At 67.6% G+C, this 21741-nt stretch carries 21 protein-coding genes; 7 read left to right on the top strand and 14 right to left on the bottom strand.

Annotated elements, in window-relative coordinates; all coding sequences use genetic code 11:
• On the top strand, positions 1-946 hold a 946-nt coding region (locus tag ASC93_RS32425), incomplete at its 5' end, for a gamma-glutamyltransferase family protein (RefSeq protein ID WP_229412877.1).
• On the opposite strand, the gene ASC93_RS25740 is transcribed toward ASC93_RS32425, so the two are convergent.
• The 10 genes from ASC93_RS25740 to ASC93_RS25695 all read right to left on the bottom strand — a co-directional run bounded on the left by ASC93_RS25740 (position 888) and on the right by ASC93_RS25695 (position 9328).
• Positions 888-2387 (bottom strand): hypothetical protein, encoded by a 1500-nt coding sequence (locus ASC93_RS25740; protein ID WP_056449558.1) that lies wholly within the window; start codon positions 2385-2387, stop codon positions 888-890. The two genes, ASC93_RS32425 and ASC93_RS25740, sit on opposite strands and share 59 nt — an antisense overlap.
• On the bottom strand, positions 2384-3268 hold the full coding sequence (locus tag ASC93_RS25735; protein ID WP_056449555.1) for an ABC transporter ATP-binding protein: 885 nt from the start codon (positions 3266-3268) through the stop codon (positions 2384-2386). The genes ASC93_RS25740 and ASC93_RS25735 overlap by 4 nt, the downstream gene beginning before the upstream one ends.
• Positions 3265-3660 carry a GntR family transcriptional regulator gene (locus tag ASC93_RS25730; protein ID WP_056449553.1) on the bottom strand — a complete coding sequence of 132 codons (396 nt, stop codon included), beginning with the start codon at positions 3658-3660 and terminating at the stop codon, positions 3265-3267. Before ASC93_RS25730 ends, ASC93_RS25735 begins: the two co-directional genes overlap by 4 nt.
• Before the next feature lie 65 nt (positions 3661-3725).
• Positions 3726-4364 carry a hypothetical protein gene (locus tag ASC93_RS25725; protein WP_056449551.1) on the bottom strand — a complete coding sequence of 213 codons (639 nt, stop codon included), beginning with the start codon at positions 4362-4364 and terminating at the stop codon, positions 3726-3728.
• The gene (locus ASC93_RS25720) at positions 4361-5449 is read right to left on the bottom strand and encodes a hypothetical protein (RefSeq protein ID WP_056449549.1); all 1089 of its coding nucleotides are present in this window, start codon (positions 5447-5449) and stop codon (positions 4361-4363) included. Before ASC93_RS25720 ends, ASC93_RS25725 begins: the two co-directional genes overlap by 4 nt.
• Complete coding sequence (locus tag ASC93_RS30220) at positions 5419-5967, bottom strand: PAAR domain-containing protein (RefSeq protein WP_082548346.1); 549 nt, start codon at positions 5965-5967, stop codon at positions 5419-5421. Before ASC93_RS30220 ends, ASC93_RS25720 begins: the two co-directional genes overlap by 31 nt.
• Before the next feature lie 184 nt (positions 5968-6151).
• The gene (locus ASC93_RS25710; protein ID WP_056449547.1) at positions 6152-6733 is read right to left on the bottom strand and encodes a TerD family protein; all 582 of its coding nucleotides are present in this window, start codon (positions 6731-6733) and stop codon (positions 6152-6154) included.
• A 21-nt stretch (positions 6734-6754) separates the two neighbouring features.
• Positions 6755-7450, bottom strand: coding sequence for a TIGR00266 family protein (locus ASC93_RS25705; protein WP_056449545.1), 696 nt, complete (start codon positions 7448-7450; stop codon positions 6755-6757).
• A 70-nt stretch (positions 7451-7520) separates the two neighbouring features.
• Positions 7521-8096, bottom strand: coding sequence for a TerD family protein (locus ASC93_RS25700; RefSeq protein WP_056449543.1), 576 nt, complete (start codon positions 8094-8096; stop codon positions 7521-7523).
• A 161-nt stretch (positions 8097-8257) separates the two neighbouring features.
• Positions 8258-9328, bottom strand: coding sequence for a DUF475 domain-containing protein (locus ASC93_RS25695; RefSeq protein WP_056449539.1), 1071 nt, complete (start codon positions 9326-9328; stop codon positions 8258-8260).
• A gap of 121 nt (positions 9329-9449) precedes the next feature.
• Here ASC93_RS25695 and ASC93_RS25690 point away from each other — a divergent pair, with 121 nt between their 5' ends.
• Positions 9450-10361, top strand: a complete 912-nt coding sequence (locus tag ASC93_RS25690; protein WP_056449536.1) for a LysR family transcriptional regulator — start codon at positions 9450-9452, stop codon at positions 10359-10361.
• Between the two features lie 48 nt (positions 10362-10409).
• Positions 10410-11756, top strand: coding sequence for a hemolysin family protein (locus ASC93_RS25685; RefSeq protein ID WP_056449534.1), 1347 nt, complete (start codon positions 10410-10412; stop codon positions 11754-11756).
• Here the strand turns inward: ASC93_RS25685 and ASC93_RS25680 are convergent.
• Positions 11753-12577: a helix-turn-helix domain-containing protein gene (locus tag ASC93_RS25680; RefSeq protein WP_056449532.1), complete on the bottom strand. Its 825-nt coding sequence runs from the start codon at positions 12575-12577 to the stop codon at positions 11753-11755. The genes ASC93_RS25685 and ASC93_RS25680 overlap by 4 nt on opposite strands.
• Before the next feature lie 83 nt (positions 12578-12660).
• On the opposite strand from ASC93_RS25680, the gene ASC93_RS25675 reads away from it, so the two are divergent.
• Positions 12661-13278 (top strand): glutathione S-transferase family protein, encoded by a 618-nt coding sequence (locus ASC93_RS25675; protein WP_056449530.1) that lies wholly within the window; start codon positions 12661-12663, stop codon positions 13276-13278.
• On the opposite strand, the gene ASC93_RS25670 is transcribed toward ASC93_RS25675, so the two are convergent.
• The 3 genes from ASC93_RS25670 to ASC93_RS25660 are packed head-to-tail and all read right to left on the bottom strand — an operon-like array spanning position 13211 to position 16844.
• Entirely contained in the window at positions 13211-14137 is a 927-nt protein-coding gene (locus ASC93_RS25670) for a DMT family transporter (protein WP_056449528.1), read from the bottom strand. The two genes, ASC93_RS25675 and ASC93_RS25670, sit on opposite strands and share 68 nt — an antisense overlap.
• Complete coding sequence (gene dsbD / locus ASC93_RS25665) at positions 14134-15816, bottom strand: protein-disulfide reductase DsbD (protein ID WP_056449526.1); 1683 nt, start codon at positions 15814-15816, stop codon at positions 14134-14136. Before dsbD ends, ASC93_RS25670 begins: the two co-directional genes overlap by 4 nt.
• The gene (locus tag ASC93_RS25660; RefSeq protein ID WP_082548345.1) at positions 15813-16844 is read right to left on the bottom strand and encodes a TlpA disulfide reductase family protein; all 1032 of its coding nucleotides are present in this window, start codon (positions 16842-16844) and stop codon (positions 15813-15815) included. Before ASC93_RS25660 ends, dsbD begins: the two co-directional genes overlap by 4 nt.
• Before the next feature lie 101 nt (positions 16845-16945).
• Here ASC93_RS25660 and ASC93_RS25655 point away from each other — a divergent pair, with 101 nt between their 5' ends.
• The 3 genes from ASC93_RS25655 to ASC93_RS25645 form a co-directional block, all read left to right on the top strand.
• Positions 16946-18367, top strand: coding sequence for a PLP-dependent aminotransferase family protein (locus ASC93_RS25655; RefSeq protein ID WP_056449524.1), 1422 nt, complete (start codon positions 16946-16948; stop codon positions 18365-18367).
• 46 nt (positions 18368-18413) lie between these two features.
• The gene (locus ASC93_RS25650) at positions 18414-19544 is read left to right on the top strand and encodes an acyltransferase (RefSeq protein ID WP_056449522.1); all 1131 of its coding nucleotides are present in this window, start codon (positions 18414-18416) and stop codon (positions 19542-19544) included.
• 271 nt (positions 19545-19815) lie between these two features.
• Positions 19816-21741 (top strand): DUF4347 domain-containing protein (locus ASC93_RS25645; protein WP_157202126.1); only part of this gene is annotated, 1926 nt, incomplete at its 3' end.

Here is a 21741-nt window from a genome sequence, read left to right as displayed (position 1 = left end):
CCAGCCGATCCGCTCCACCTACCGCGGCTACGATATCTACGGCATGCCGCCGCCCAGCAGCGGCGGCGTGACGGTGGCCGAGGCGCTGAACATCCTCGAAGGCTTCGACCTGAAATCCATGCCGCGCGCGAACGCGCTGCACCTGTACCTCGAAGCGAGCCGCCTCGCCTTCGCCGACCGCAATGCCTACGTGGCCGATCCGGAATACGTCGACGCGCCCATCGAAGGCATGCTGTCGAAGCAGTTCGCGGCGCAGCGCCGCTCGCTGATCCGGGCCGACCGCGCGGCCGGCGTCGTCCCGGCCGGCGACGCCTTCCTGTACGAGAACGACAAGAGCTTCCCGCTGCGTCCGCAGCAGGACATGATCATGCGCGAGGGCACGCACACGACGCACCTGACGGTGTCCGACAAATGGGGCAACGTCGTCGCCTACACGTTCACGATCGAATCGTGGGGCGGCAGCGGCATCGTCGTGCCGGGCTACGGCTTCCTGCTGAATAACGAGCTGACGGACTTCGACTTCACCGGCCCGGCACCGAACATCCCGGAGGCCGGCAAGCGCCCGCGCAGCAGCATGGCGCCCACGATCGCCTTCAAGGACGGCAAGCCCGCGTTCACCATCGGCAGCCCGGGCGGCGCCACGATCATCACGACGGTGCTGCAGACGATCGTCAACTACGTCGACCTCGGCATGCCCATGGACCAGGCCATCGACGCGCCGCGGCTATCGCAACGGAACAACAAGGAGACCTCGGTCGAGCCGGGCTTCCCCGGCACGCCGCAGGCCGAGGCGCTGGAAAAATTCGGCCACAAGTGGGAAGCGAAGCCGGAAGAAATCGGCGCGGCCAACGCCATCGTGTTCAATCCGGACGGCACCGTGACGGCCGTCAGCGAAGGCCATCGGCACGGCACCGGCACCGCGCTCGTGCAGAAGCGCGGGCATTGATCAATCCATCCGCCCCGCCGGGAACGCCGGCGGCGCGGCCCAGCATGCGGCGCCAGTCGTGCCGCAGTTGTACCCAGCAGACGGCCGGCGGGATCGCGACCAGCCACGGCCAGGCCGTCGTGCCGGTGAGGCGGCCGAGGCCCACGGCGACGAGCGCCTGCACGAGCGCGTAGGCGCCGGCGCGCACTCCCAGCATCACGCTCCAGCCGCCGCGGTCGGACGCGTAATCGCCCAGCAGGCCCATCATCGCCGCCTGGCCGGCCAGGCAGCACAGGCCGAGCTGGCGCAGCAGCGCGTCCGGCGCGACGCCGATGATGAACGTCACGCCCAGCACGGCCGCGGTCAGCACGGCCCAGATGACGAGAGCCTGCGTCAGCATGCGCGTGGCGAGCCGCCGGTTCAGCAGCGCGGCGTCGCCGGCCAGCGGCGTCAAGCGCAGCAAGGCCTGCTCGCCGCGCGTGCGCCGCAGTTGCTGGCCGTACTGGGCCGTACTGAATGCGACGGTCAGCGCCAGCAGGCCCGGGCCGACGGCCGCCATCTGGGCGACGAGGGCCTGCACGTCCGTGCCATGCGTCCACGCCAGCGCGAGGCGCGCACCGCCACCGACGAGCAGGATGGTGGCGATGGCGCCGATCCAGGCGCTCCAGTGGGCCGTCGGGCCCAGCGCATGCATCAGCATGGCGGCCGGATCGGCACTGCGCCGGCCTGTTCCCGCATCGCAGCGCAACGCGATGCGGTAGAACGACAGATTGCCCTGCCAGGCGATGCCCTCGGGCACGGGTTGCTTGTCCTCGTTGCAGAAATCGAGCCGGCTCACGCGTTTGATCTGGTCGGCACGGCGCTCCAGGTATCTGTCGCCGCCGGCGGGATACAGCCAGCGCAGGCCCCAGACGGCGGCCGGCACGACGAGAGCGCCCAGCAACGCGATGGCGGCGTCGCCGGTCGCCACGTCGCCCCACGCCGGCGGCAGCGCGACGCGCGCCAGCCAGGGCCAGTTGCCGCCCACGACGAGCAGGGTCACGACGTGCTTGTTCCCGGCGCTCAGCAGCATCAGGCCGAGCACACCCAGGGCGACGGGCGGCAGCGCCGACCACGCGCCCATGGCGAAGGCAAGGCACGCGGTGGCGAGCAGCCAGTACGCGGTCGTCATCTGCATGAGGCGGCGGCGCTGGCGCGGCAGCAGCCAGGCGTTGATGGGCGAATTCATCCGGATGGAACCGGGCACGAACAGGAAAGTCCAGGCGAGCGCCAGCGCGAGCATGGCGGCGCCGACGAAGAGGTGCAGCATCTGCATGCCGCCCAGGTCATCCAGCACGGCCAGGATGAGGGCACATGCACCCACGGCACCCGACGTCAGGTACAGGGTGCGCACCGCGCCCGGCTCGCGCTGCGACGCGGCCGCACGCCAGATGATGCGATAGTCCTGCAGCGCGGCATTCATTGCGTCACCTCGCTCATTATTTCCATATACAGGTCTTCCAGGCTCAACGGCTCCACGCGCACGCCCGGCTCGCGCGCGAGACGCGCGACGTCGTCGCCCGGCGCCTGCACGATCACGCTCGTCATCGCGCCGTCGCGGCGCCGGCGCACTTCCCCCTCCAGCGGCGCGCCCGGCAACGCGGCGGCCGGGACGACGATGCGGCGCGCGCCTTCCAGCAGCGCATCCGTCTGTCCCTGCAGGGCGATGCGGCCGTCCTTCAGGAAGGCGAGGTCGAACGCGACGCGTTCCAGGTCGGACAGGATGTGCGTGGAGAACACGACCGTCGTGCCGCGCTCGATCACCTGGTCGACCAGCTCGCGCAGGAATTCGCGCCGGCCGACGGGGTCGAGCGCGGACACGGGTTCGTCGAGGATCAGCAATTCGGGATCGTGCGCCAGCGCGCGGATGATGGCGAGTCTCTGCTGCTCGCCGCCGGACAGCCGCTTGATCGGCTTGTTGCGCAGCAGCGGCCCGAAGCCCCAGCGCGACAGCAGGCCCTCGACCTTGGCCTGGTTCCAGCGCGGATACATGGCCTTGAAATAGTCGAACATCTGCACTGGCGTGAGCCACTCGAACAGGTCGGTGCGCTGCGGGACGTAGCCGATGCGTCCGCGCGCGTCGTCCGACAGCGCGGCCACGGGCTCGCCGAACAGCGCGACCTCGCCGCCGTCGGCCTCGCGCAGCCCGAGCATGCATTCGAGCAGCGTGGACTTGCCGGCGCCGTTGCGGCCCAGCAGGCCGACCACCTGGCCCGGCGCGATCTGCCAGTCGAGTCCTTCGAGCACCCGCTGGCTGCCAAAATGCTTGCTGACCGAAGACATGCGAACGATGGGGGCACTCATTTTTTTTCCTTCAGAATGGTTGCGAACAGGGACAGGACGGTGTCGGGATCGAGCTCGAGCTGGCGCGCCTCGACGGCGGCGCGTTCGAGCGTGGGGCGGAGGAGGCCGAGAATATCGGCCTTCCCGGCCGGCGCGGCGGAATCGGCCACCACCATGCCCAGCCCGCGCCGGCGCGCGAGCACGCCGTCCATCTCGAGCAGGCCGTACGCCTTCGAGACGGTCATCGGATTCAGCGCCAGCGCCTGCGCGATCTCGCGCACGGACGGCATCTCGTCACCGGGCCGGAGCTGGCCGCTGGCCGACAGGCGGCGTACCTGCTCGACGAGCTGGCGGTAGATCGGTTCCGGAGAACCGGTCGCGATCGAAAACAGGCTGGCGGGGTGTGTGGGCATGGCGTCTACTGTATTAATTGAGTAATACAGTAGGACGAAAAAAGGGCGGGGTCAAGAATTTTTTGCTACTCCCCGTTCCAGTGGTACAGTTCTTTCTTGCCGATCTCGACATTGATCAGCCAGCGCGAATGGGGACGGTCGTCGCAATTTTTATGACAGTACACGCTAAGAAACATTTCGAGATTTTTCTTCGGCACGCGCAGGCTGATCATGCTGCTAAGCTCATCCTGAAGCTTTTGCCGGCCCCGTGGTGACAGGTCGAACCACTGGCTGTTATCGCCATCCCACGGCACCCACCCCTTCGCCTTGAACATATCCTGAAGCGCCTGCAGGACCTCAAGCGTATCGTCGTAAGGAAGCGCCTTGAGCATGGGGGTTGTCACTATCGTCAGGACACGATTATCCATGTACGAGATGGAACCGAACGTCGTGGGCGGCAGGGAGAAGCCGTTGGCCGCATCGTCCAACTTGAAGATGACCGACGGATGATCCACCCAAGTGGCGCCGGCTTTCAACGTGCCTGGATATTCAGCCGGACGGTTGGACCTTTCCCACACCGTATAGGTTGAATTCTTGACCACCTCTTCAAAAGTCTGGTCAAGCTGGAAGACGAGATACGTTGGCGCCGGTGGCCGGGCGTACCACCATGTTCCAAGGCACGAGACCGCGATTCCGGCCGCGAGAACAGCAAGGCCGCGCTTCATTGCACACCTCCGCCCATGTAAATTTCCGCGATGGACCGCTCGACCTCAGTACGTTGGCGGCCCTTCAAGAGCCCATCGAACTCCTCCGCCGCACGGTAGACGAACTTTATCCTGTCGTCGGGATTCCATAAATGCACATCCATCGATCTGCTGAACCACTGTGTCCAGCCCGGCTTGGCCGAACACTGCGCCGACAGCGTCAGCTGGATCTCCGCATAATCGCCGGTCGGAAGCTTTGTAACCCAAGCAAACTGGTTTGCGTCCAATACCTTCTGTGTGAACGGATCATCGTAAATGACCTTTTGAAGGATGTTGAGCTGTTCATGCCTGGCTAACGTTACAACGCTCCGACGGATCTCGCCCTCGTCTATCTGCTTAAAGCCGGCCATGATTTCTTCGAAAAACTGCCCGAACGCCAGCCGCTTCTTTGCTTCCTCGGGCCAGAACACCAGATCCCTGATATTTTTCCGCTCACGTAAGCATTTCCGTAACCCGTCCATGCCCCTCAGCATGTAGAACCTGTGCAGAGGATATATGTCGAGGAACAGCGTGAGATTGCCGAGCGCAAGTTCCTTCTCCATGAATTCGGAACCGACCGCGACACCAAGGTCGAACATGTTCTTGGCCAGGAAGTCACCGCTGTCCTCGCCCGGTTTCTCGCCGATGCGGGCATTGGCAACCTTGACCGTCTCGGCCGCATGGAGCAGACCGCATCCGACCTGTTTGGACGCAAATGCGGCCAGGCCGGCCCATTGGAAGCGTCGATCGGCAAGGTACAAATACGCGTAGGCCGCATTGATACGGCGATTGAGCAACGCGTGATCGGCCAGGACTCTCCCGTCGCAATCCGACACCCATCGCTCGGCTTCCTTTTGACACCGCAACCACACGCCCGAACAACCGAGGACAGGGACGTCGATCACCTTGATGACCTTCCCTCCCTTCAGCGCGGGACTGACCTTGCATTCAGGGATAGGAACCGTGTTCCGGTCGATCGGGATCCGGTCCTGGGCCTGACGGAGAAAAGGAGTATCGGGCACGCCGGCCTCCTCGCTCAGGCCGACGCCGGTGCCGATACATGCCATGCGACGACGGCCGCCCGCTCGGAAACCGTCAAAGGGTGCGTGAGACCATCGTCATCGGTTGTGCCTGCCATCGCACCGCCACCCCGCAGAACAAGCTTGTATGGCCGCTTGCGATGGGGCTGTCCCGTCACGTCATCGAACAGCCGAAGGGGCGCTTTTTCCTCTGCCGCCTCCCTCCCCGCAACGACGCCATTGACGGGCTCGTTACGCGCGGCCGGATTGTCCGGCTCTCCCTGCACATGCTGGCACTTCAATGTCTGGATCGCCACCAGACGAGGCGCGCGAACGCACTTGCACACGCACAGATCGTCCTGCAGGGCGAACCGCCTGCCGTTCCAGTGATCGGGGAGGCGGGGACCGTCGCAGACGATCACCCCTTCGCTGTGACAACGCGGACAACTGACCGCATCCCCCTCCAGCGCCTTGGCAGCACCGTTGATCGTGGACGCGCTCGAAGCAGTGATGACGGTGCCTCCCGCCGTGGTCCTGGCGCCAAGCGTGATGTGGTAGCGCTTCATCGTTCCTCCATGAATGGATGAGACAGGAAGCCCAATCTACGCGTGCAGGCACAACCGGCGGCTGATCGCCGTCAATATCAAAAAAGACGGCTCCGCGAGGGAGCCGTTAAAGGGCGTGGGCGCCAAGCCGCCCACGTTGGATCCGCGGACGGAGACTGGTCCGCGGGGACGACAAAAAACAGGATTACAGGTGCGGCACGATCAGCGGCATGAGATCGTCGAACGTGCGGCCGCTGGCGTTGTCGCCGATCGCATGCATCTTCCACTCGCCGTTATGGCGGTACAGCTTGGCCATGATCTGGGCCGTGTGCGTGCCCTGCACGGACAGGTCGTAGCGCGCGATCTCCTTGCCGCCGTTCGTGTCGAACAGGCGGCAGAACGCGTTCTGCACCGTCGAGAAATTCTGGCCCGTGAAGCTGTTGACGGTGAAGACGAGCGACTTCACGTCCGCCGGGACCGTGCGCAGGTCGACGACGATCTGCTCGTCGTCGCCTTCGCCGGCACCGGTGCGGTTGTCGCCCGTGTGCGTGATGCTGCCGTCCTTGCTCTTGAGCTGGCGGAACCAGACCACGTCGACCGGACGGTTCGCATCGTCGAACATCACGACGGAGGCATCGAGGTCGACCGCCTCGCTCTTCGCGCCGAAGCCGAAAAAGCCGCCCTTCTTCGCCACGTCCCAGCCGAGGCCCATCGTCACGCGGGACAGGGCACCGCCGGCTTCCTTCTCCAGCGAGATCTTCTGGCCCTTCTGCAAATTGACTGCCATGTCATTACTCCTCTTAAAACGTCAGCGCCCCGGCGCCTGCATCCATGCTTTGAATGCGGTGCGGTTGCGCGAACAGACGTAAATCTTGCCGCGACCGGAGAAGCGCAGGACGATGCCTTCGCCGCTGGTCTGGCTGTTGATGAGATTACCCAGGAAGCCGCCGCTGGTGCCGGTCGTGATCGAGATCTCGTAGTGCAGGGTGCTGTCCCAGGCGACGACGTGCGAGTTGTCGATGATCGCGTCCTTGCCCGGCTCCACCTCCAGCACGCTCATCGAACCGAAGCCCGACACGACGACCTGTCCGCTGCCCGAGGTCTCGGTCACGAAAAAGCCGCCGCTCTGGGCGAACAGCGCGTTGCCCAGGCTCTGGGTACGTACGCGCAGGTCCACGCCGGAGGCGGCCGCGACGAACGCGCCGTCGCTGATGATGTACTGGTTCGGGCCGCAGTCGACCACCTGCATCGCACCCGGCAGCGTGGGGGACAGCAGGCAGTCGCCGTCGCCGCGGGCCGCTTCGATGTGCTGCTGGAAGAACGACTCGCCGTTGGCGAACGTGCGCATCAGCGCGCTGCCAAGGCCGCCCTTCATCTTGCCCTTGAGGTCGAGCGTCGATTCCATCATGACCATCGCATCCGACTCGCAGTAGATGGTTTCGCCCCGCTTGAGCGACACATGCAGGAAGGGATCGACGTCCCCGGTCACGGTAAACACTGGCATTTTGCTGGCTTCCTTTAACAAAGAGGGCCTGCATTGCCCCGGCATCGCTGCCCGGGCAATGCAGGTTCGTTCAAACGGCCACGCCGTAGTTCTTGGCGAGGGGGCCGAGGCCGCCGTTGAAGCCCTGCCCCACGGCGCGGAACTTCCAGTCCGCGCCGTTACGATACACCTCGCCGAAAATCATCGCCGATTCGGTCGAACCGTCCTCGGACAGGTCGTAGCGGGCGATCTCGCTGTTGTTCCCGCCGTTCACGCAACGGATGAACGCCTTGCCGACCTGGCCGAAGTTCTGGCGGCGGGCGTCGCCGTCGTGGATCGTCACGGCGAGGACGACGCGGTCGACGTCGGCCGGCACCCTGGTGAGATCGATGGACACGGTCTCGTCGTCGCCGTCGCCGGCGCCGGTGCGGTTGTCGCCCGAGTGCTCCACCGATCCGTCGCTCGACTTCAGGTTGTTGTAGAAGATGAAGTCGGCATCCGAACGCACCTTGCCGGCCTGGTTCAGCAGGAACACGACGCCGTCCAGGTCGAACGCCGCGCCGTCGGTGCTGCGCACGTCCCAGCCCAGTCCCAGTTTCAGGTTCGCGAGGCCCGGTGCTTCCTTCGACAGGTTGACGTTGCCGCCTTTTTGCAGACTGATTGCCATGATGGTTCTCCTTCGTTTGGTTTGAACACCCTGTTGCTACGTGCGGGGAACTGGTGTTCTGCCGTTCGCCGCGCATTCTTTTGGTAGGGTGGGCGGCCTCCGCCCACGCGGCCGTTTGCGTACCGCCTGCTTCCGCGTGGGCTCGGGGAGCCCACCCTACGTCATTCCACCGTTACCAGCTCTTTACGATCCAGTCCCAACGCTTCCTGCTTCCTGCGATACCGGATCGACGACCACACCGAGGCGCCGATGAAGGCGACACCCGCGAGACCCGTCACCAGCTCCGGCACGTGGAACTTCATACTGGCCAGCATGATGAACGCCAGGATGCCGATCGCGTAGTGGGCGCCGTGTTCCAGGTACACGAACTGGTCGAGCGTGCCCTTCTCCACCAGATACACCGTCAGCGAACGCACGAACATCGCACCGATCGCGAGGCCCAGCATGATGATCACGACGTCGTTGGTGATCGCGAAGGCGCCGATTACGCCGTCGAAGCTGAACGACGCATCCAGCACTTCCAGGTACAGGAAGCCGCCGATACCGCCGCGCTTGACCATCTCGCCGACGTCGCCGCCGCCCTCTTCCGACTTCTCCAGCATGTTCGACAGCACGTCCACGCCGACGTAGATCAGGATGCCCCACAGGCCCGACATCAGGACGACCATCTTCTGCGCTTCCGACACCAGCGACAGGCTGGCCATCAGCGCGCCGATCGCGATCATCACGGAAATCGACGACACCTTGCCGAGCGATCCGAGCTTCTCTTCGACGTGGCCGAGCCAGTGGTGCTCCTTCTCGTCATCGAACAGGAAGTTCAGGAAGACCAGCAGCAGGAACATGCCGCCGAAGGCCGCCACTTCCGCGTGGTGGTTCGTCAGGTGCATCGAGTACTGCTTCGGGTCCTGCAACGCCATGTTCCACACGTCCATCAGGCCCAGGTCGGCCGCCACCGCGACGATCACGAGCGGGAACAGCAGGCGCATGCCGAAGACGGCGATGATGATGCCCACGCCCAGGAACAGCTTTTTCCAGAACGGGTCCCAGGTTTTCAGCACGGACGCGTTGACCACCGCGTTATCGAACGACAGCGAGACTTCCATCACCGCCAGGATCGCGGCGATACCCATCGCGGTCACCGCGCCCGCCACGCCGCCGTGCGAATAGCCCCACCAGGCCGAGCCCAGCAGGCACAAGGCCGTGACGATGAATGACACTCGGAAATGCTTCATTTTCTTCTCCCCTCTGGGATGTATGTTGTTGACAATGCGCAGTGTAGAGGCGATGATCCAATCGAAAAAGCGAAGATAACTTGAGAATTACTTCGCAAAAACCTGCGTTATTCACGTGATAATGAAAACCGACATCAATTTCCGCCACCTGTACTACTTCTGGGTCGTGGCCAACGAAGGGGGCATCACGCGCGCCGCCGAGCGGCTGGGGCTCGCCGTGCAGACGGTCAGCTCGCAATTGACCCTGCTCGAACAATCGCTGGGCAAGACGCTGTTCGCGCAGCAGGGGCGGCGCCTCGTGCTGACCGAGGCGGGCCGGCTGGCGCTGGGTTATGCCGACCAGATCTTCCTGCTGGGCGAGCAGATGCAGGAAGCGCTGAACGAATTCGACAGCGGCCGCACCCGCCTCACGGTGGGCATCTCCGATTCGCTGCCGAAGCTGACCGCCTACCGCATGCTGGAAGCGGTCACGCGGATGGACCGGCCGGTGCGCATCGTCTGCTACGAAGACCAGTTCGAGGCGCTGCTGGCCGACCTCGCGCTGCACAAGCTGGACGTCGTGCTGACCGATCGTGAAGTGCGCGCCGGCGCGACGTTGAAGGTGTTCAGCCACCAGCTGTTCGACAGCGAGATGGTGGTCGTGGGCACGCCCGCGCTCGCGCAGCGCTACGGCGGCGCGGACGCGGGGTTCCCGCAGAATCTGAACGGCGCGCCGTTCCTGCTGCCGGCACGTAATAATGCCCTGCGCGGCAAGATCGACGAATGGTTCGTGCAGCACCACGTGCGGCCGGACGTGGTCGGTGAGTTCGAGGACAACGCCCTGCTCAACACGTTCGGCCGGCGCGGCCTGGGCCTGTTCTTCGCGCCGGCCGCGCTGGCGGACGACGTGGCCGAGCAGTTCGGCGCCGTGCGCGTGGGATCGGTGCCGAGCGTGCGCGAACAGTTCTACATGATCTCGAGCGACCGCAAGATCATGCATCCGGCGGTCGAGGCCATCCTCGCGGCGTCACAAAAGACCGTGGCGGGCACCTGACCGTTACAATGCAGCTCGACTTTTGCCTTTGGATCGAACATACCGTTTATGCAAAATGTATTACTCGTCGTTCTCGCGCTGCTGCTGGTGGCGCTGAACGGCTTCTTCGTGGCGGCCGAATTCGGCATCGTCACCCTGCGCAAGACACGCGTACGCGCCATCGCCAAGACGGGCGGCCTGCGCGGACGCATCCTGTTCAAAGTGCACAGCCAGCTGGACGCCTATCTCTCCGCCTGCCAGCTGGGCATCACGCTCGCGTCGCTGGGCCTCGGCTGGGTCGGCGAACCCGCTTTCGCGAACCTGCTCGAACCCGTGTTCGCGCTGATCGGCGTGACGAGTCCCAAGATCATCCACGGCGTGTCGTTCGCCGTCGCGTTCAGCGTGATCTCGTTCCTGCACATCGTCGTGGGCGAACTGGCGCCGAAATCGCTGGCGATCCGCGTGCCGGAAGCGGTGGGCCTGTGGAGCGCCGTGCCGCTGTACGGCTTTTACTGGGCCATGTACCCGGCCATCTGGCTCCTCAACGAAAGCGCCAACCTCGTGCTGCGCGTCGCCGGCCTGTCCGGCGTGGGCAGCCACGAGACGCATTATTCGAACGATGAACTGAAGCTGATCCTGCGCACCAACACGGGCACGCCGGGCGAGCGCTTCACGCACGACGAGCGCCACATCCTCGCGCAGTCGCTGGAGTTTTCCCAGCACACGGTGGCCGACCTGATGCGGCCGATTAACGAGGTGAGCGCGCTCTACGCCAGCCGCACGCTCGAACAGAACCTCGACACGGTGCGCCGCAACCGCTTCTCGCGCTACCCGTATTTCGACGACGACGGCGAGGAAGTGCTGGGCGTGATCCACCTGAAGGACCTGTTCTTCGCCGAGCAGTCCGGCAAGGTCGTCGACGACCTGACGGAATACCTGCGCCCCGTCGACCTGATCTCGGCGCGCACGCCGGCGATCGAACTGTTCCGCCGGTTCCGCGGCGGCGCCCCGCACTTCGCGCTGATCGGCGAAAAGGGCAAGCGCCCGGTCGGCTTCATCACGCTCGACAACCTACTGGGCGCCATCGTCGGCGAGATCCGCGACGAATTCCGCCTCAACGAGAACGACTGGCTGCCGCAGGGCGACGGCACCTTCATCGGCAAGGCGAGCCTGCCCATCGTGTCGCTCGAACGCGTGCTCGGCATCGACATCGACAACGAGGCGATGGGCCTGGACGAAGTCGAATCCGTCGGCGGCCTCCTGATGGCCAAACTGGGGGACATCCCCAAGCAGGGCCAGCGCATCGAATTCCCGAGGTTCGACGTCGTCGTCAAGAAGACCAACGGGCCGCGCATCCTGCTCGTGAAAGTGATTCCGCAGCTGGAGCGCGGGGCGGACGAGGACGACCTCGATTAACCGGCAGCCGCCTGGCGCGCTTCGTCGCGATACCGCCCCGGCGACTTGCCCACCAGCCGCCGGAAATCCGACGTGAAGTGGGCCTGGTCGAAATAACCGAGACCGTGCGCGAGCGCGGCCAGGTCGACGTCGGCGCCTTGCGCCAGGCGGTCCGCCGCCTCGTGCAGGCGGAAGCGCCGGATCACCCACTTCGGGCTCACGCCCACGTACTCGCTGAACAGCTGCTGCAGGCTGCGCACGCTCATGTGCGCCGCTGCCGCCAGCGCCTCCACCTGGGTCAGCCCGGGCGTCGCTTCCACCGCGCGCAGGATGGCGGCGATCCGGTCGACCTGCGGGTCGGGCGCGGGCAGATGGGGGCGCAGCAGCGCGCCCGCCGCCTCGATCATCGCGGCGTCGTCCGACGTGTCCAGCACGGCGTCCTGCGCCGCCGCCTCGTCCCACGGGAACACGGCGGACAGCGGCAGCACCTGGTCCGTGATCGTGTGCAGCGGCCGGCCGAGGAAGGCGCGGAAGGCGCCGGGCCGGAAGCGCAGGCCGCACACCTTGCCCGCCCCTTTCAACTCGTAATCGAAGGAGCCCGTCGTCAGTCCCCAGATGCCCGTGCGGGCGCGGTCGAACACGACGTGCACGCACGGATAAGGCAAGGTGCGCTGCGTGTGCGCGGGCCGGCCCTGCAAGTCCCATTCGACGACCCAGTAATGGTCGAGAAAAGGCGCCAGGTCGGGCTGCGGCAGGTAGCGCCCGAGGCGGAACATCTTGCCGGCGAGCCCAGGTGCGACCACGCCCTTGGCGCGGTCCGTGACGGTGGGTGGTGTGTTCATGGCGTCATTCTAGCGCGCGTTTTTCCAAGACGGCCGCAGCAAGCCCGCCTATGCTGTCGGTTCACCGCCATCACGAGGATCCCATGAACCTGACCCTGTTCCACGCCCCGAACTCCCGCTCCGGCGCCGCACGATGCCTGCTCGAGGAACTCGGCGCGCCCTACGAGCTGCACGTGCTGAACCTCAAGAAGAACGAGCAGCGCGCGCCGGATTACCTGGCCGTCAACCCGATGGGCAAGGTGCCCGCCATCCGGCACGGCGACGCCCTCGTCACGGAGCAGCCGGCCATCTTCATCTACCTCGCCGACCTGTTCCCGGAAGCCGGTCTCGCGCCGGCACCCGGCGATCCGCTGCGCGGGCCTTATCTGCGCTGGCTCGCGTTCTACGGTTCGTCGTTCGAGCCGGCGATCACCGACCTGGCCATGAAACGCGAGCCGACGCCGCCGATGATGTGCCCCTACGGCGACTACGACACGATGCTGGCCACGCTGACGGCCCAGCTGCGCGCCGGCCCCTGGCTGCTGGGCGAGCGCTTTTCCGCGGCCGACGTCCTGTGGGGCACGGCCCTCGGCTGGGCCACGATGTTCAAGCTCGTGCCCGAACTGCCCGAGGTCATGGCCTACATCGACCGCGTCAGTTCGCGTCCGGCCGCGCGCCGGGCCGCGGAAGCGGATGCGCTGCTCGCTGCCGCGCAGGGTTGATCACGCCGGTCGCGAGCGCCGTTCCCAGCACGATCAGGGCGCTGCCGGCGGCCATCGCTGTCGTAAACGTCTCGCCGAGGAACAGCACGCCCCACAGTACGCCGAACGCGGGCACGAGGAACGGCACGGCCATCGTCTTCGCCGCGCCCACGCGGGCAATCAGGCGGAAGAACAGCACGTACGCGAGCGCCGTGCAGCCCACGCCCAGGCACAGCAGCGCAACCCAGGACCGGGCCGACGGCAGCGCATGCGGATGCAGGGCGAGCGCGGACGGCGCCAGCACGAGCGCGGCGGCCAGCTGGCTGCCGGCGGCGACGGCCAGCGGCGGCACGGCGGCCAGGTAACGCTTGCTGAAATGGGCGGAAAACGCATACAGCATCGTGGCCGCCACGCAGGCCAGTACGGCCCATCCCGTCGTGACGGCGCTGGCCCCCGGCCTGAAGCTGGCGCCTTCCGCCACGAGCCACAGCACGCCGCAAAACCCGAGCGCGAGCCCGGCTGCGCGCACGCGGCCGATGGCTTCGCCCAGCCACACGCGCCCGATGACGGCGGCGTACAGCGGCGTGGCCGCGTTGAAGATCGCGGACAGGCTGGCATTGATGCCCTGCGCCGCCAGCGCAAACAGCACGAACGGCAGCGCGGAATTCGTCACGCCCACGAGCAGCAGCGGTTTCCAGTGCCGGCGCAGCGCGCCCGCGTCCCCGGCGAGCAGCGGCAGCAATAACACGGCGGCGATGGCGGCGCGGGCGCCGGCCAGCGTCATGGCACCGAACTCGCCGGCGCACATGCGCATGAACAGGTACGATGCGCCCCACAGCGCGGCCAGCGCCGTCAGGCTGGCCAGGTCGGATTTCTTCATGGTGTCGTCCTCGTTGGTGGTGCGGTTGCGGCGAGCCGATCGAGCGTGCGCAGGAAGGCCGGCGCGTCCTGGAAGCCGATGACGCGCGCATCGGCGATCTCGCGTCCGCTGCCGTCGAACAGCAGCACCGCCGGCGGCCCGAACAGGCCGAAGCGCTTCAGCAGCGCACGCCCGGCCGAACCGGCTGCGGTGACGTCGGCGCGCAGCAGGCGCACGCCGGCGAGCCGCGCCTGCACGGCGGGCACGTTGAATGTCCGCGCTTCCATCTCGCGGCAGGCGATGCACCAGTCGGCATAAAAATCGAGCAGCACCGGCTGGCCGCCCGCCAGCGCGGCGTCCAGCGCGGCCGTCGTGGCGACGGGTGCGAAGCGCGGGCCGTCCACGCCCGGCGCCCTGAACGCCGACGTCAACGGCCACGCCGCCGCCAGCGCGAGGACCAGCGCCGCATGGCGCGCCCAGCGGCCGCCGCGCAGCAGGTAAAGCCCATAAGCGATGCCCAGCACGGCCCAGCCAACCGCCGCGACGCGCGCCGGCAGCAGCGGCGCCACGATCCACCAGCCCGTCGCCAGCAGCACGACGCCGAACAGGATTTTTACGGTGCCCATCCACGCGCCGGCCCGCGGCAGCAGGCGCCCCGCCGACGTGCCGAAGACGAGCAGCGGCACGCTCATGCCGGCCGCCAGCGCGAACAATGCGACGCCGCCCAGCAGCGCGTCGCGCGTGCGGCCGATCCACACCAGCACGCCGGCCAGCGGCGGCGCCACGCAGGGGCCGAGGATCAGCGCGGACACGGCGCCGGCCGCGAACGTGCCCGCGAGCCGGCCGCCCGGATGACGATTGGCGGCGCCGGCCAGCCATGCCTGCAGCGCCGGCGGCAGCTGCAGGTCGTACAGCCCGAACATCGACAACGCGAGCAGCGCCAGCACGGCACCGAACGCGCCCAGCACCCACGGGGTCTGCAGCGCCCCGGCGATGGATTCGCCGGCCAGTCCGGCCGCCACGCCCAGCGCCGTGTACGTCAACGCCATGCCGAGCGCGTACGCCGCCGACAGCGCCAGGCCGCGCCGACGCGGTCCGCCGCTGCGGCCGCCATCGCCGACGACGAGCGCCGACAGGATCGGCACCATCGGCAGCATGCACGGCGTGAACGCCAGGCCCAGGCCGAGGGCGAGGAACAGCGGGACGATCACGACGAGGCGCGCGCCGTCCAGCGCGCGGCCGATGCGGTCTGGCGCGGCCAGCCGCTGCGGCGGCGCGGCGGAGGCGGCGCGCAGCGTGAACGTCGCATCCTGCGGGAGGTAGCACAGGCCGGCGTCCGCGCAGCCCTGCGAACGGACCGTGAGCGTGAAAGGAGCGGCCGCCCGCACGGGCACGCGGATCGCCACGCGGTCGTGGTACACCTCGACGTCGCGGTGCTGGATCGGATCGTACTTGCGCAGCCCCGGCGGGAACTGCGGCGCGCCGAGCGTGGCGCCGACGGCGCTGAAGGCGAAGCGTTCGCGGTACAGCGCATGGCCGGGCGCGATGCTGGCGGCGACGAGGACCGTGTGGTCGTCGGCCAGCGCGGCCGTGATGCGGAAGGCGTCGGCGGGATCGAGGAATTCGGGCGCGGCAAACGCGGGCACCGCCAGCGCGGCGAGCAACGCCATGCCCACGCACCAGGACCGGATGCGCATCATGGCGCGCCCCGTTTAGCGATGGCGCGCAGCGCTTGGCCGAGGTCCCGTTCGTCGGGTCCCAGCACGCGCGCCACGCGGCCGTCCGCATCGAGCAGCACGACGCTGGGAATCGCGCGGATGCCGAAGGCGGCGAACGCCGCGCCGTCGCGGTCGAGCGCGAGCGGCGGCGTGCCGGGATGCGCGCGGCCGTAGTCGGCCAGCTCGGCGGGCGACGTCCACAGCGGCGCGGCGACGGCCAGCCAGTCCACCCCGCCTTTCTTCGCGAGGCGCGTGGCATCCTCGCGCACGCGGCGGCAGGCGTGCGCGGTGGCCGGGCGGCTCGCGCTCAGGTAGGTCTCGCACCACGGCGAAAAGAACACGAGCGCCCGGGGCTTGCCTGCCATGCCGACGGCGGCCGGCGTGCCGTCGAGCGTCGCCAGCGCTATGCCGTCGACCTTGTCGCCGACGCGGAACACGCGCGGCGCGGCCGCCTGCGGCGCCAGCGCGACCGGGTGCGCCGCGGCCGGCCGCGCGGCGGCGGCCTGGTCCAGCGCGGCGTGCAGGGCCGCGTCATCGAGGTGGCCGACCCAGGCGATACGGCCGTCGGCGCCGATCAGCACGTGCTGCGGCGTCACGCGCAGGTTCAGGCGGCGTCCGAGGCTGCCGTCGTCGAGCGCGATCGGCATCGTGAGACCGTGGCGGGTGCGGTAGGCGCGCACGTCCGCCTCGGCCTCGCTGAAGCCCACGTTGACGGCGATGACGTCGATGCGCTTGCCGTACTGGCGGTAGATGCGTTCGAAGCCCGGCATCTGTTCGCGGCACGGCACGCACCACGTGGCCCAGAACTTCAGGTAGACGGGCTTGCGGCCGTAGCGGGCCGCGAGGTCGATGGTGCCGCCGTCGAGCGTGCGCAGGACGGCGGCGGGCGCGGGTTGGCCGATCAGGGGTTGTCCCGCGCGCGCGGCGCGGGCGGCGCCGTCGTCCGCGACGGCATTGGCCCCGCAGGCCAGCAGCGTGGCGACAATGGCGATGAGGCGTAAGAGGGTCATACGGTCCTTCATGGGTGACGGTAGATGAGGCTTTCATCGTAATCACCGCTTGGATCAGGCAAAAGACGCAAGAATTGCATGGATCGCTGTACCATTCGCGCATGGACCACGACCTTGCCATCCGCATCGACCGCAGCGCGCGCACGCCGGTCACGAGCCAGATCGCCGCCGCGATCGGCGCCGCCATCCACGACGGCCGCCTCGCGCCGGGCGCCCGCCTGCCGTCCTGGCACGACCTGGCCGTGCAGCTGGGCGTGGCGCGCGGCACGGTGCGCGCCGCCTACGACAGCCTGCGCGACCAGCAGCTCGTCGTCACGGCCGGCGCGGCCGGCACGCGCGTGGCCCGTCAGCCCGTGGCCGCACGTACCGCGCCCGCCGTCGAGCGTCCGGCCGCGCCGCCGGCACGGCGCGCGGCACCGGCCCCGTTCCAGGTCGGCGTGCCCGGCCAGGACGTGTTCCCGTTTAAGACGTGGTCGCGCATCATGGGGCGGGCGGCGCGCACGGCGGCCGCGCAGCCGCTGGGCTATCCGGACCCGCGCGGCGAACCGGGGCTGCGCGCCGCCATCGCCGCCTACCTCGGCATCGCGCGCGGCATCGCCTGCCACCCGTCCCAGGTGTTCGTCGCGAACGGCTATGCCGCGGCCCTCGGCCTGGCGCTGCGCGCGCTGCGGCTGGAAGGACGTACCGCGTGGGTCGAGGACCCGGGCTACACCTCGGCGCGCGACGTGCTGCTGCAATACGGCGTGACGCCGGCGCCGGTGCCGGTCGATGCCGAAGGCCTCGACGTGGCGGCCGGCATGGCGCGGGCGCACGATGCGGCGCTGGCCGTCGTCACGCCGGGACAGCAGGCGCCGCTCGGCATGACCTTGTCGCTGGCGCGGCGCCACGCGCTGCTCGACTGGGCCGCGGCGCACGACGCCTGGATCGTCGAGGACGACTACCTGGGCGAACTGCAGTTGCAGGGACGCGCGACGCCGGCGCTGGCGGCGCGCGACCGCCTGGGCCGCGTGCTGCACGTCGGGACCTTCAGCAAGACCATCAGCCCGGCCTTGCGCGTCGCCTTTGTCGTCGTCCCGCCCGCGCTGGCGCCGGCCGTCGCCGACGTGGCCGATGCCTGCGCGGCGGCGCCGGCGCCCGCGATCCAGTTCGCGATCGAGGAATTCCTGCGCGACGGCCACTACCTGCGCCACCTGCGCCACATGAAGCGCGTGTACGGCGAACGGCGCGCCGCGCTGTGCGCCGGCCTGCGCGGCCTGGGCCTGTCCCATGCGGAGGCCGGCCTGTCCGTGCTGCTGCCGCTGCCGGACGGCGTGGACGATGCCGCGCTGGCCGCACGGGCGCGCGCGGCCGGCCTGGCGCCGTCGGCGCTGTCGTGGTGGCGCACGCAGGCACACACCGCGACTGGCGGCCTGCTGCTGGGCGTGACCAACGTGCCGCCCGCGCAGGCGCAGGCCGCGTGCGCCCTGCTCGCCGGATTGCTGCGCGACGCCATGCCTGTTCCGCCGCCCGCCGCCGACAGCTAGAATGACGGGCCGTTCACCGCCCGTACTTCGACCTGCCCGACAACTCATGACCGAACCGACTTCCAGCGCGCGCCTGCGCGGCCTCGACCTGCTGCGCGCCGCCGCGATCCTGCTCGTCCTCATGACCCACTACTCGGGCTTCGTGAGCCAGCGCGCCACGTTCGGCGTCGTCGGCAAGGTCGGCTGGGCCGGCGTCGACCTGTTCTTCGTGTTGAGCGGCTATTTGATCGGCAACCAGCTGCTGGCGCCCGCCGCGCGCGGCGAAGCCTTGTCGCTGAAGACGTTCTTCGTGCGCCGCCTGCTGCGCACGCTGCCCAATTACTACGTCGTGCTGGCCGTGTACTGGATGTTCCCGGGCCCTCCCCTCGGCGGCTCCGGCATGGCGGCGCCGTGGCGCTTCCTCACGTTCACGCAGAACTTCGGGCTCGCCTACGGCCAGACGTTCTCGCATTCCTGGTCGCTGTGCATCGAGGAGCAGTTCTACCTGCTGCTGCCCCTCGTCGTGCTGGTGCTGGCCCGCATCGGCTTCCCCATGCGCCTCGCGTGGGGCTTGGTGATCGGCGCCATCGCGGCGGGCATGGCCACGCGCGCCGCGGCGTATGCGCTGCACGGGCACGATGCGTTCATGGCCGAGGTCTATTATTCGAGCTTCTGCCGTGCCGACGAACTGCTGCCCGGCGTCGCCATCGCCCTGCTGCGCAACTTCCATCTGCGCGCGTTCGCACGGCTGCTGCGCCACGCGAACGCACTGTGCGCCGCCGGTCTCGCCATGAGCGTCGGTGTGCTGACCTGCATCCACCTCGACTGGCCGACGACGCTCGTCACGTCCACCTTCGGCTACTCGCTGCTCGCAATCAGCTTCGGCGTGCTGACCTGCGCGGCGCTCGCGCCGCACTGCGTGCTGAACCGCGTGCGCATTCCCGGCGCGTCGGCGCTGGCGCTGTGGTCGTACGCCGTCTACCTCGTGCACAAGCCCGTGTTCATGGCCCTGCGGCCGCAGCTGGAGCGGCTGCACGTCGATGCGGGCGCGCCCGCGACCGTCGTCGCCGTCATGGCCGCGGGCGTGGCCGGCGGCTGGGTGCTGTACCGCTGCGTGGAGACGCCGTTCATGCGGTTGCGGGCACGCTGGACGGCCGGTGCGCGGCCGGCCCGCCTGGTTCCCCTGTCCGCGGAATAAGCGGTATGCCCGCCCGGCGGCTACTGCGCGCCGCTCTTCGGCATGGGCGGTGCGAACGGCAGCGAATGAAACGGCGACACTTCGATACAAAATATCTTTGCTCGTCCACCTGTTAAATCACAAAAATCGGCAATTTGCCTTTATTATTTGAACAGCGATGTTCAATTACTGTCAGGCGAGTTCCGAACAACGATGATGCGTGTCTTCGTGGGCTACGTCGCCGCAAGACAAGCCATTCGTACTCACCATTCGACATCTGGAGGTCTTCCACATGGCGGCTGATACCATCCCGTTTCCTCAAACGCAAATCGCGCAACGAGACATTGCGTTTATCGACACCTCCGTTTCCGGCTATCGGGCCATCGTGGACGGCATCCGGCCGGGCGTCGACATCTGTCTGATCGACGGTGCCCACGATGGGTTGGCGCAAATCGCCGCCGCCCTGGAAGGACGCAATGACGTCGCGGCCGTGCATATCTTTTCTCACGGCGAATCGGGGGCCCTGCAATTGGGCAGCACCCGTCTGTCGCTGGACAATATGGGGGATTACGCCGCCGACCTGACCGTCCTGCGCGCGGCGATGGCGCCCGGCGGCGACCTGATGGTTTATGGCTGCGATGTCGCTGCCGGTGATGCCGGCAAGGCCTTCGTCAATGCACTGGCCCATGCCACCGGCGCCGACGTAGCCGCTTCGTCCAATTTGACGGGCAGTGTGCTGCAGCATGGAGACTGGGTACTGGACACGCAGACCGGACCGATCGAAGCCGCCGTGGCGCTGGGCGCGGCCGGGCAGCAGGCGTTCGCCGGCGTGCTCGCCATCGGCAGCGAAAATTTCGATTCCATGGGCCTGATTACCAACACAAGCCCGAACGAAATGCTCGCCGGCAATTGGAAATTCACCACCGCCGTTGCCACCGACATGGCCGTCGCGAACTCCGATCCCGGCGAGTTTGCCGTTTATCTCAACGAAGATGGTCCCACCGGGGATCGTGCGGTCATCCTGAACTACAACTTTTCCCTGGGGGTTACCCAGTACACGATGGGTTCGGCCGATGGCAGCAACTTCCAGTTATCGTCCTTCGCCATCGGGCAAGTCGGCGGCGCCGCGTCGTCGGTCGTGACGATAACGGCCTATTCGAATGGCGTACAAGTCGCCGGGCCGCAATCGGTCGACCTGTCCACATCGAATACGTACGGCGATATTGCGTACACCATGGTGCATGACGATGGCGGTGGCCGCGCCGGCTCGTTGTCCTTCGATTCCGCCTATGCCGACATCGACGAAATCGACTTCTCCTTCGCCAGTGATGCAAACTTGGATATCGACGATATCGTCGCCACTCCGGTATCTGCGGACACGACGGGCCCGGTCTTCTCGTCGGCGACGGTCAACGGCAGCACGCTGGTGATGACCTACACCGACGCGAGCGCGCTCGACGCCACCAACGTGCCGGGCACCGGCAGTTTTGCGGTCACGGCGGGCGGCAATGCCGTCACCGTCGACACCGCCGTCGTGAACGCCAGCGCCAGGACAGTCACGCTGACGCTGCATGGCCCGGTGGCCAACAACCAGGCGGTGACGGTGGCCTACACGGATCCGAGCGCGGGCAATGATGCGTCCGCGATCCAGGATGCGCTCGGCAACGATGCGGCATCGCTCACCGCGACCACCGTGACCAATCTCACGCCCGACACCACGCCGCCGGTGTTCGCCTCGGCGTCAGTGGACGGAACGACCCTGGTGCTGAGCTACACCGAAGCCACCACCCTCGACGCCGCGCACGGCCCGCTGCCCGGCGCCTTCACGGTGATGGCGGCCGGAACGCCGGTGCCGGTCAGCGCGGTGTCCGTGGACGCCGCCGGCAAGACCGTCACCCTCACGCTGTCCGCGGCTGTCCTGTACAGCCAGGCGGTGACCGTGGCCTATGGCGACCCCACCGGCGCCAACGACACGAATGCGATCCAGGACGCGGCAGGCAACGATGCCGCATCGCTCTCCGCCACCAGCGTGACCAATAATACGGCCGATACCACGCCGCCGTCGGTAAGCGGCAATATCGGCGTCCCGGCAAACGGCACGTACGTCGCTGGCCAGACGCTGAATTTCACCGTCACCTTCGACGAGAACGTCGTGGTCACCGGCACCGACAGCACGCTCGGGTTGACCATCGGCGGCACGGGGCGCAGCGCCACGTTC

The organism is Massilia sp. Root335, from assembly GCF_001425685.1.
GTDB lineage: Bacteria > Pseudomonadota > Gammaproteobacteria > Burkholderiales > Burkholderiaceae_D > Telluria > Telluria luteola.
The sequence above is the reverse complement of the archived record's forward strand: the minus strand, read 5'-3'. Positions and strand labels throughout refer to the sequence as shown.

Coding starts and splice junctions, on each gene's coding strand:
- ASC93_RS25740 (WP_056449558.1), bottom strand. CDS start 2,387: ATGAATGCCGCGCTGCAGGACTATCGCATCATCTGGCGTGCGGCCGCG.
- ASC93_RS25735 (WP_056449555.1), bottom strand. CDS start 3,268: ATGAGTGCCCCCATCGTTCGCATGTCTTCGGTCAGCAAGCATTTTGGC.
- ASC93_RS25730 (WP_056449553.1), bottom strand. CDS start 3,660: ATGCCCACACACCCCGCCAGCCTGTTTTCGATCGCGACCGGTTCTCCG.
- ASC93_RS25725 (WP_056449551.1), bottom strand. CDS start 4,364: ATGAAGCGCGGCCTTGCTGTTCTCGCGGCCGGAATCGCGGTCTCGTGC.
- ASC93_RS25720 (WP_056449549.1), bottom strand. CDS start 5,449: ATGGCATGTATCGGCACCGGCGTCGGCCTGAGCGAGGAGGCCGGCGTG.
- ASC93_RS30220 (WP_082548346.1), bottom strand. CDS start 5,967: ATGAAGCGCTACCACATCACGCTTGGCGCCAGGACCACGGCGGGAGGC.
- ASC93_RS25710 (WP_056449547.1), bottom strand. CDS start 6,733: ATGGCAGTCAATTTGCAGAAGGGCCAGAAGATCTCGCTGGAGAAGGAA.
- ASC93_RS25705 (WP_056449545.1), bottom strand. CDS start 7,450: ATGCCAGTGTTTACCGTGACCGGGGACGTCGATCCCTTCCTGCATGTG.
- ASC93_RS25700 (WP_056449543.1), bottom strand. CDS start 8,096: ATGGCAATCAGTCTGCAAAAAGGCGGCAACGTCAACCTGTCGAAGGAA.
- ASC93_RS25695 (WP_056449539.1), bottom strand. CDS start 9,328: ATGAAGCATTTCCGAGTGTCATTCATCGTCACGGCCTTGTGCCTGCTG.
- ASC93_RS25690 (WP_056449536.1), top strand. CDS start 9,450: ATGAAAACCGACATCAATTTCCGCCACCTGTACTACTTCTGGGTCGTG.
- ASC93_RS25685 (WP_056449534.1), top strand. CDS start 10,410: ATGCAAAATGTATTACTCGTCGTTCTCGCGCTGCTGCTGGTGGCGCTG.
- ASC93_RS25680 (WP_056449532.1), bottom strand. CDS start 12,577: ATGAACACACCACCCACCGTCACGGACCGCGCCAAGGGCGTGGTCGCA.
- ASC93_RS25675 (WP_056449530.1), top strand. CDS start 12,661: ATGAACCTGACCCTGTTCCACGCCCCGAACTCCCGCTCCGGCGCCGCA.
- ASC93_RS25670 (WP_056449528.1), bottom strand. CDS start 14,137: ATGAAGAAATCCGACCTGGCCAGCCTGACGGCGCTGGCCGCGCTGTGG.
- dsbD (WP_056449526.1), bottom strand. CDS start 15,816: ATGATGCGCATCCGGTCCTGGTGCGTGGGCATGGCGTTGCTCGCCGCG.
- ASC93_RS25660 (WP_082548345.1), bottom strand. CDS start 16,844: ATGACCCTCTTACGCCTCATCGCCATTGTCGCCACGCTGCTGGCCTGC.
- ASC93_RS25655 (WP_056449524.1), top strand. CDS start 16,946: ATGGACCACGACCTTGCCATCCGCATCGACCGCAGCGCGCGCACGCCG.
- ASC93_RS25650 (WP_056449522.1), top strand. CDS start 18,414: ATGACCGAACCGACTTCCAGCGCGCGCCTGCGCGGCCTCGACCTGCTG.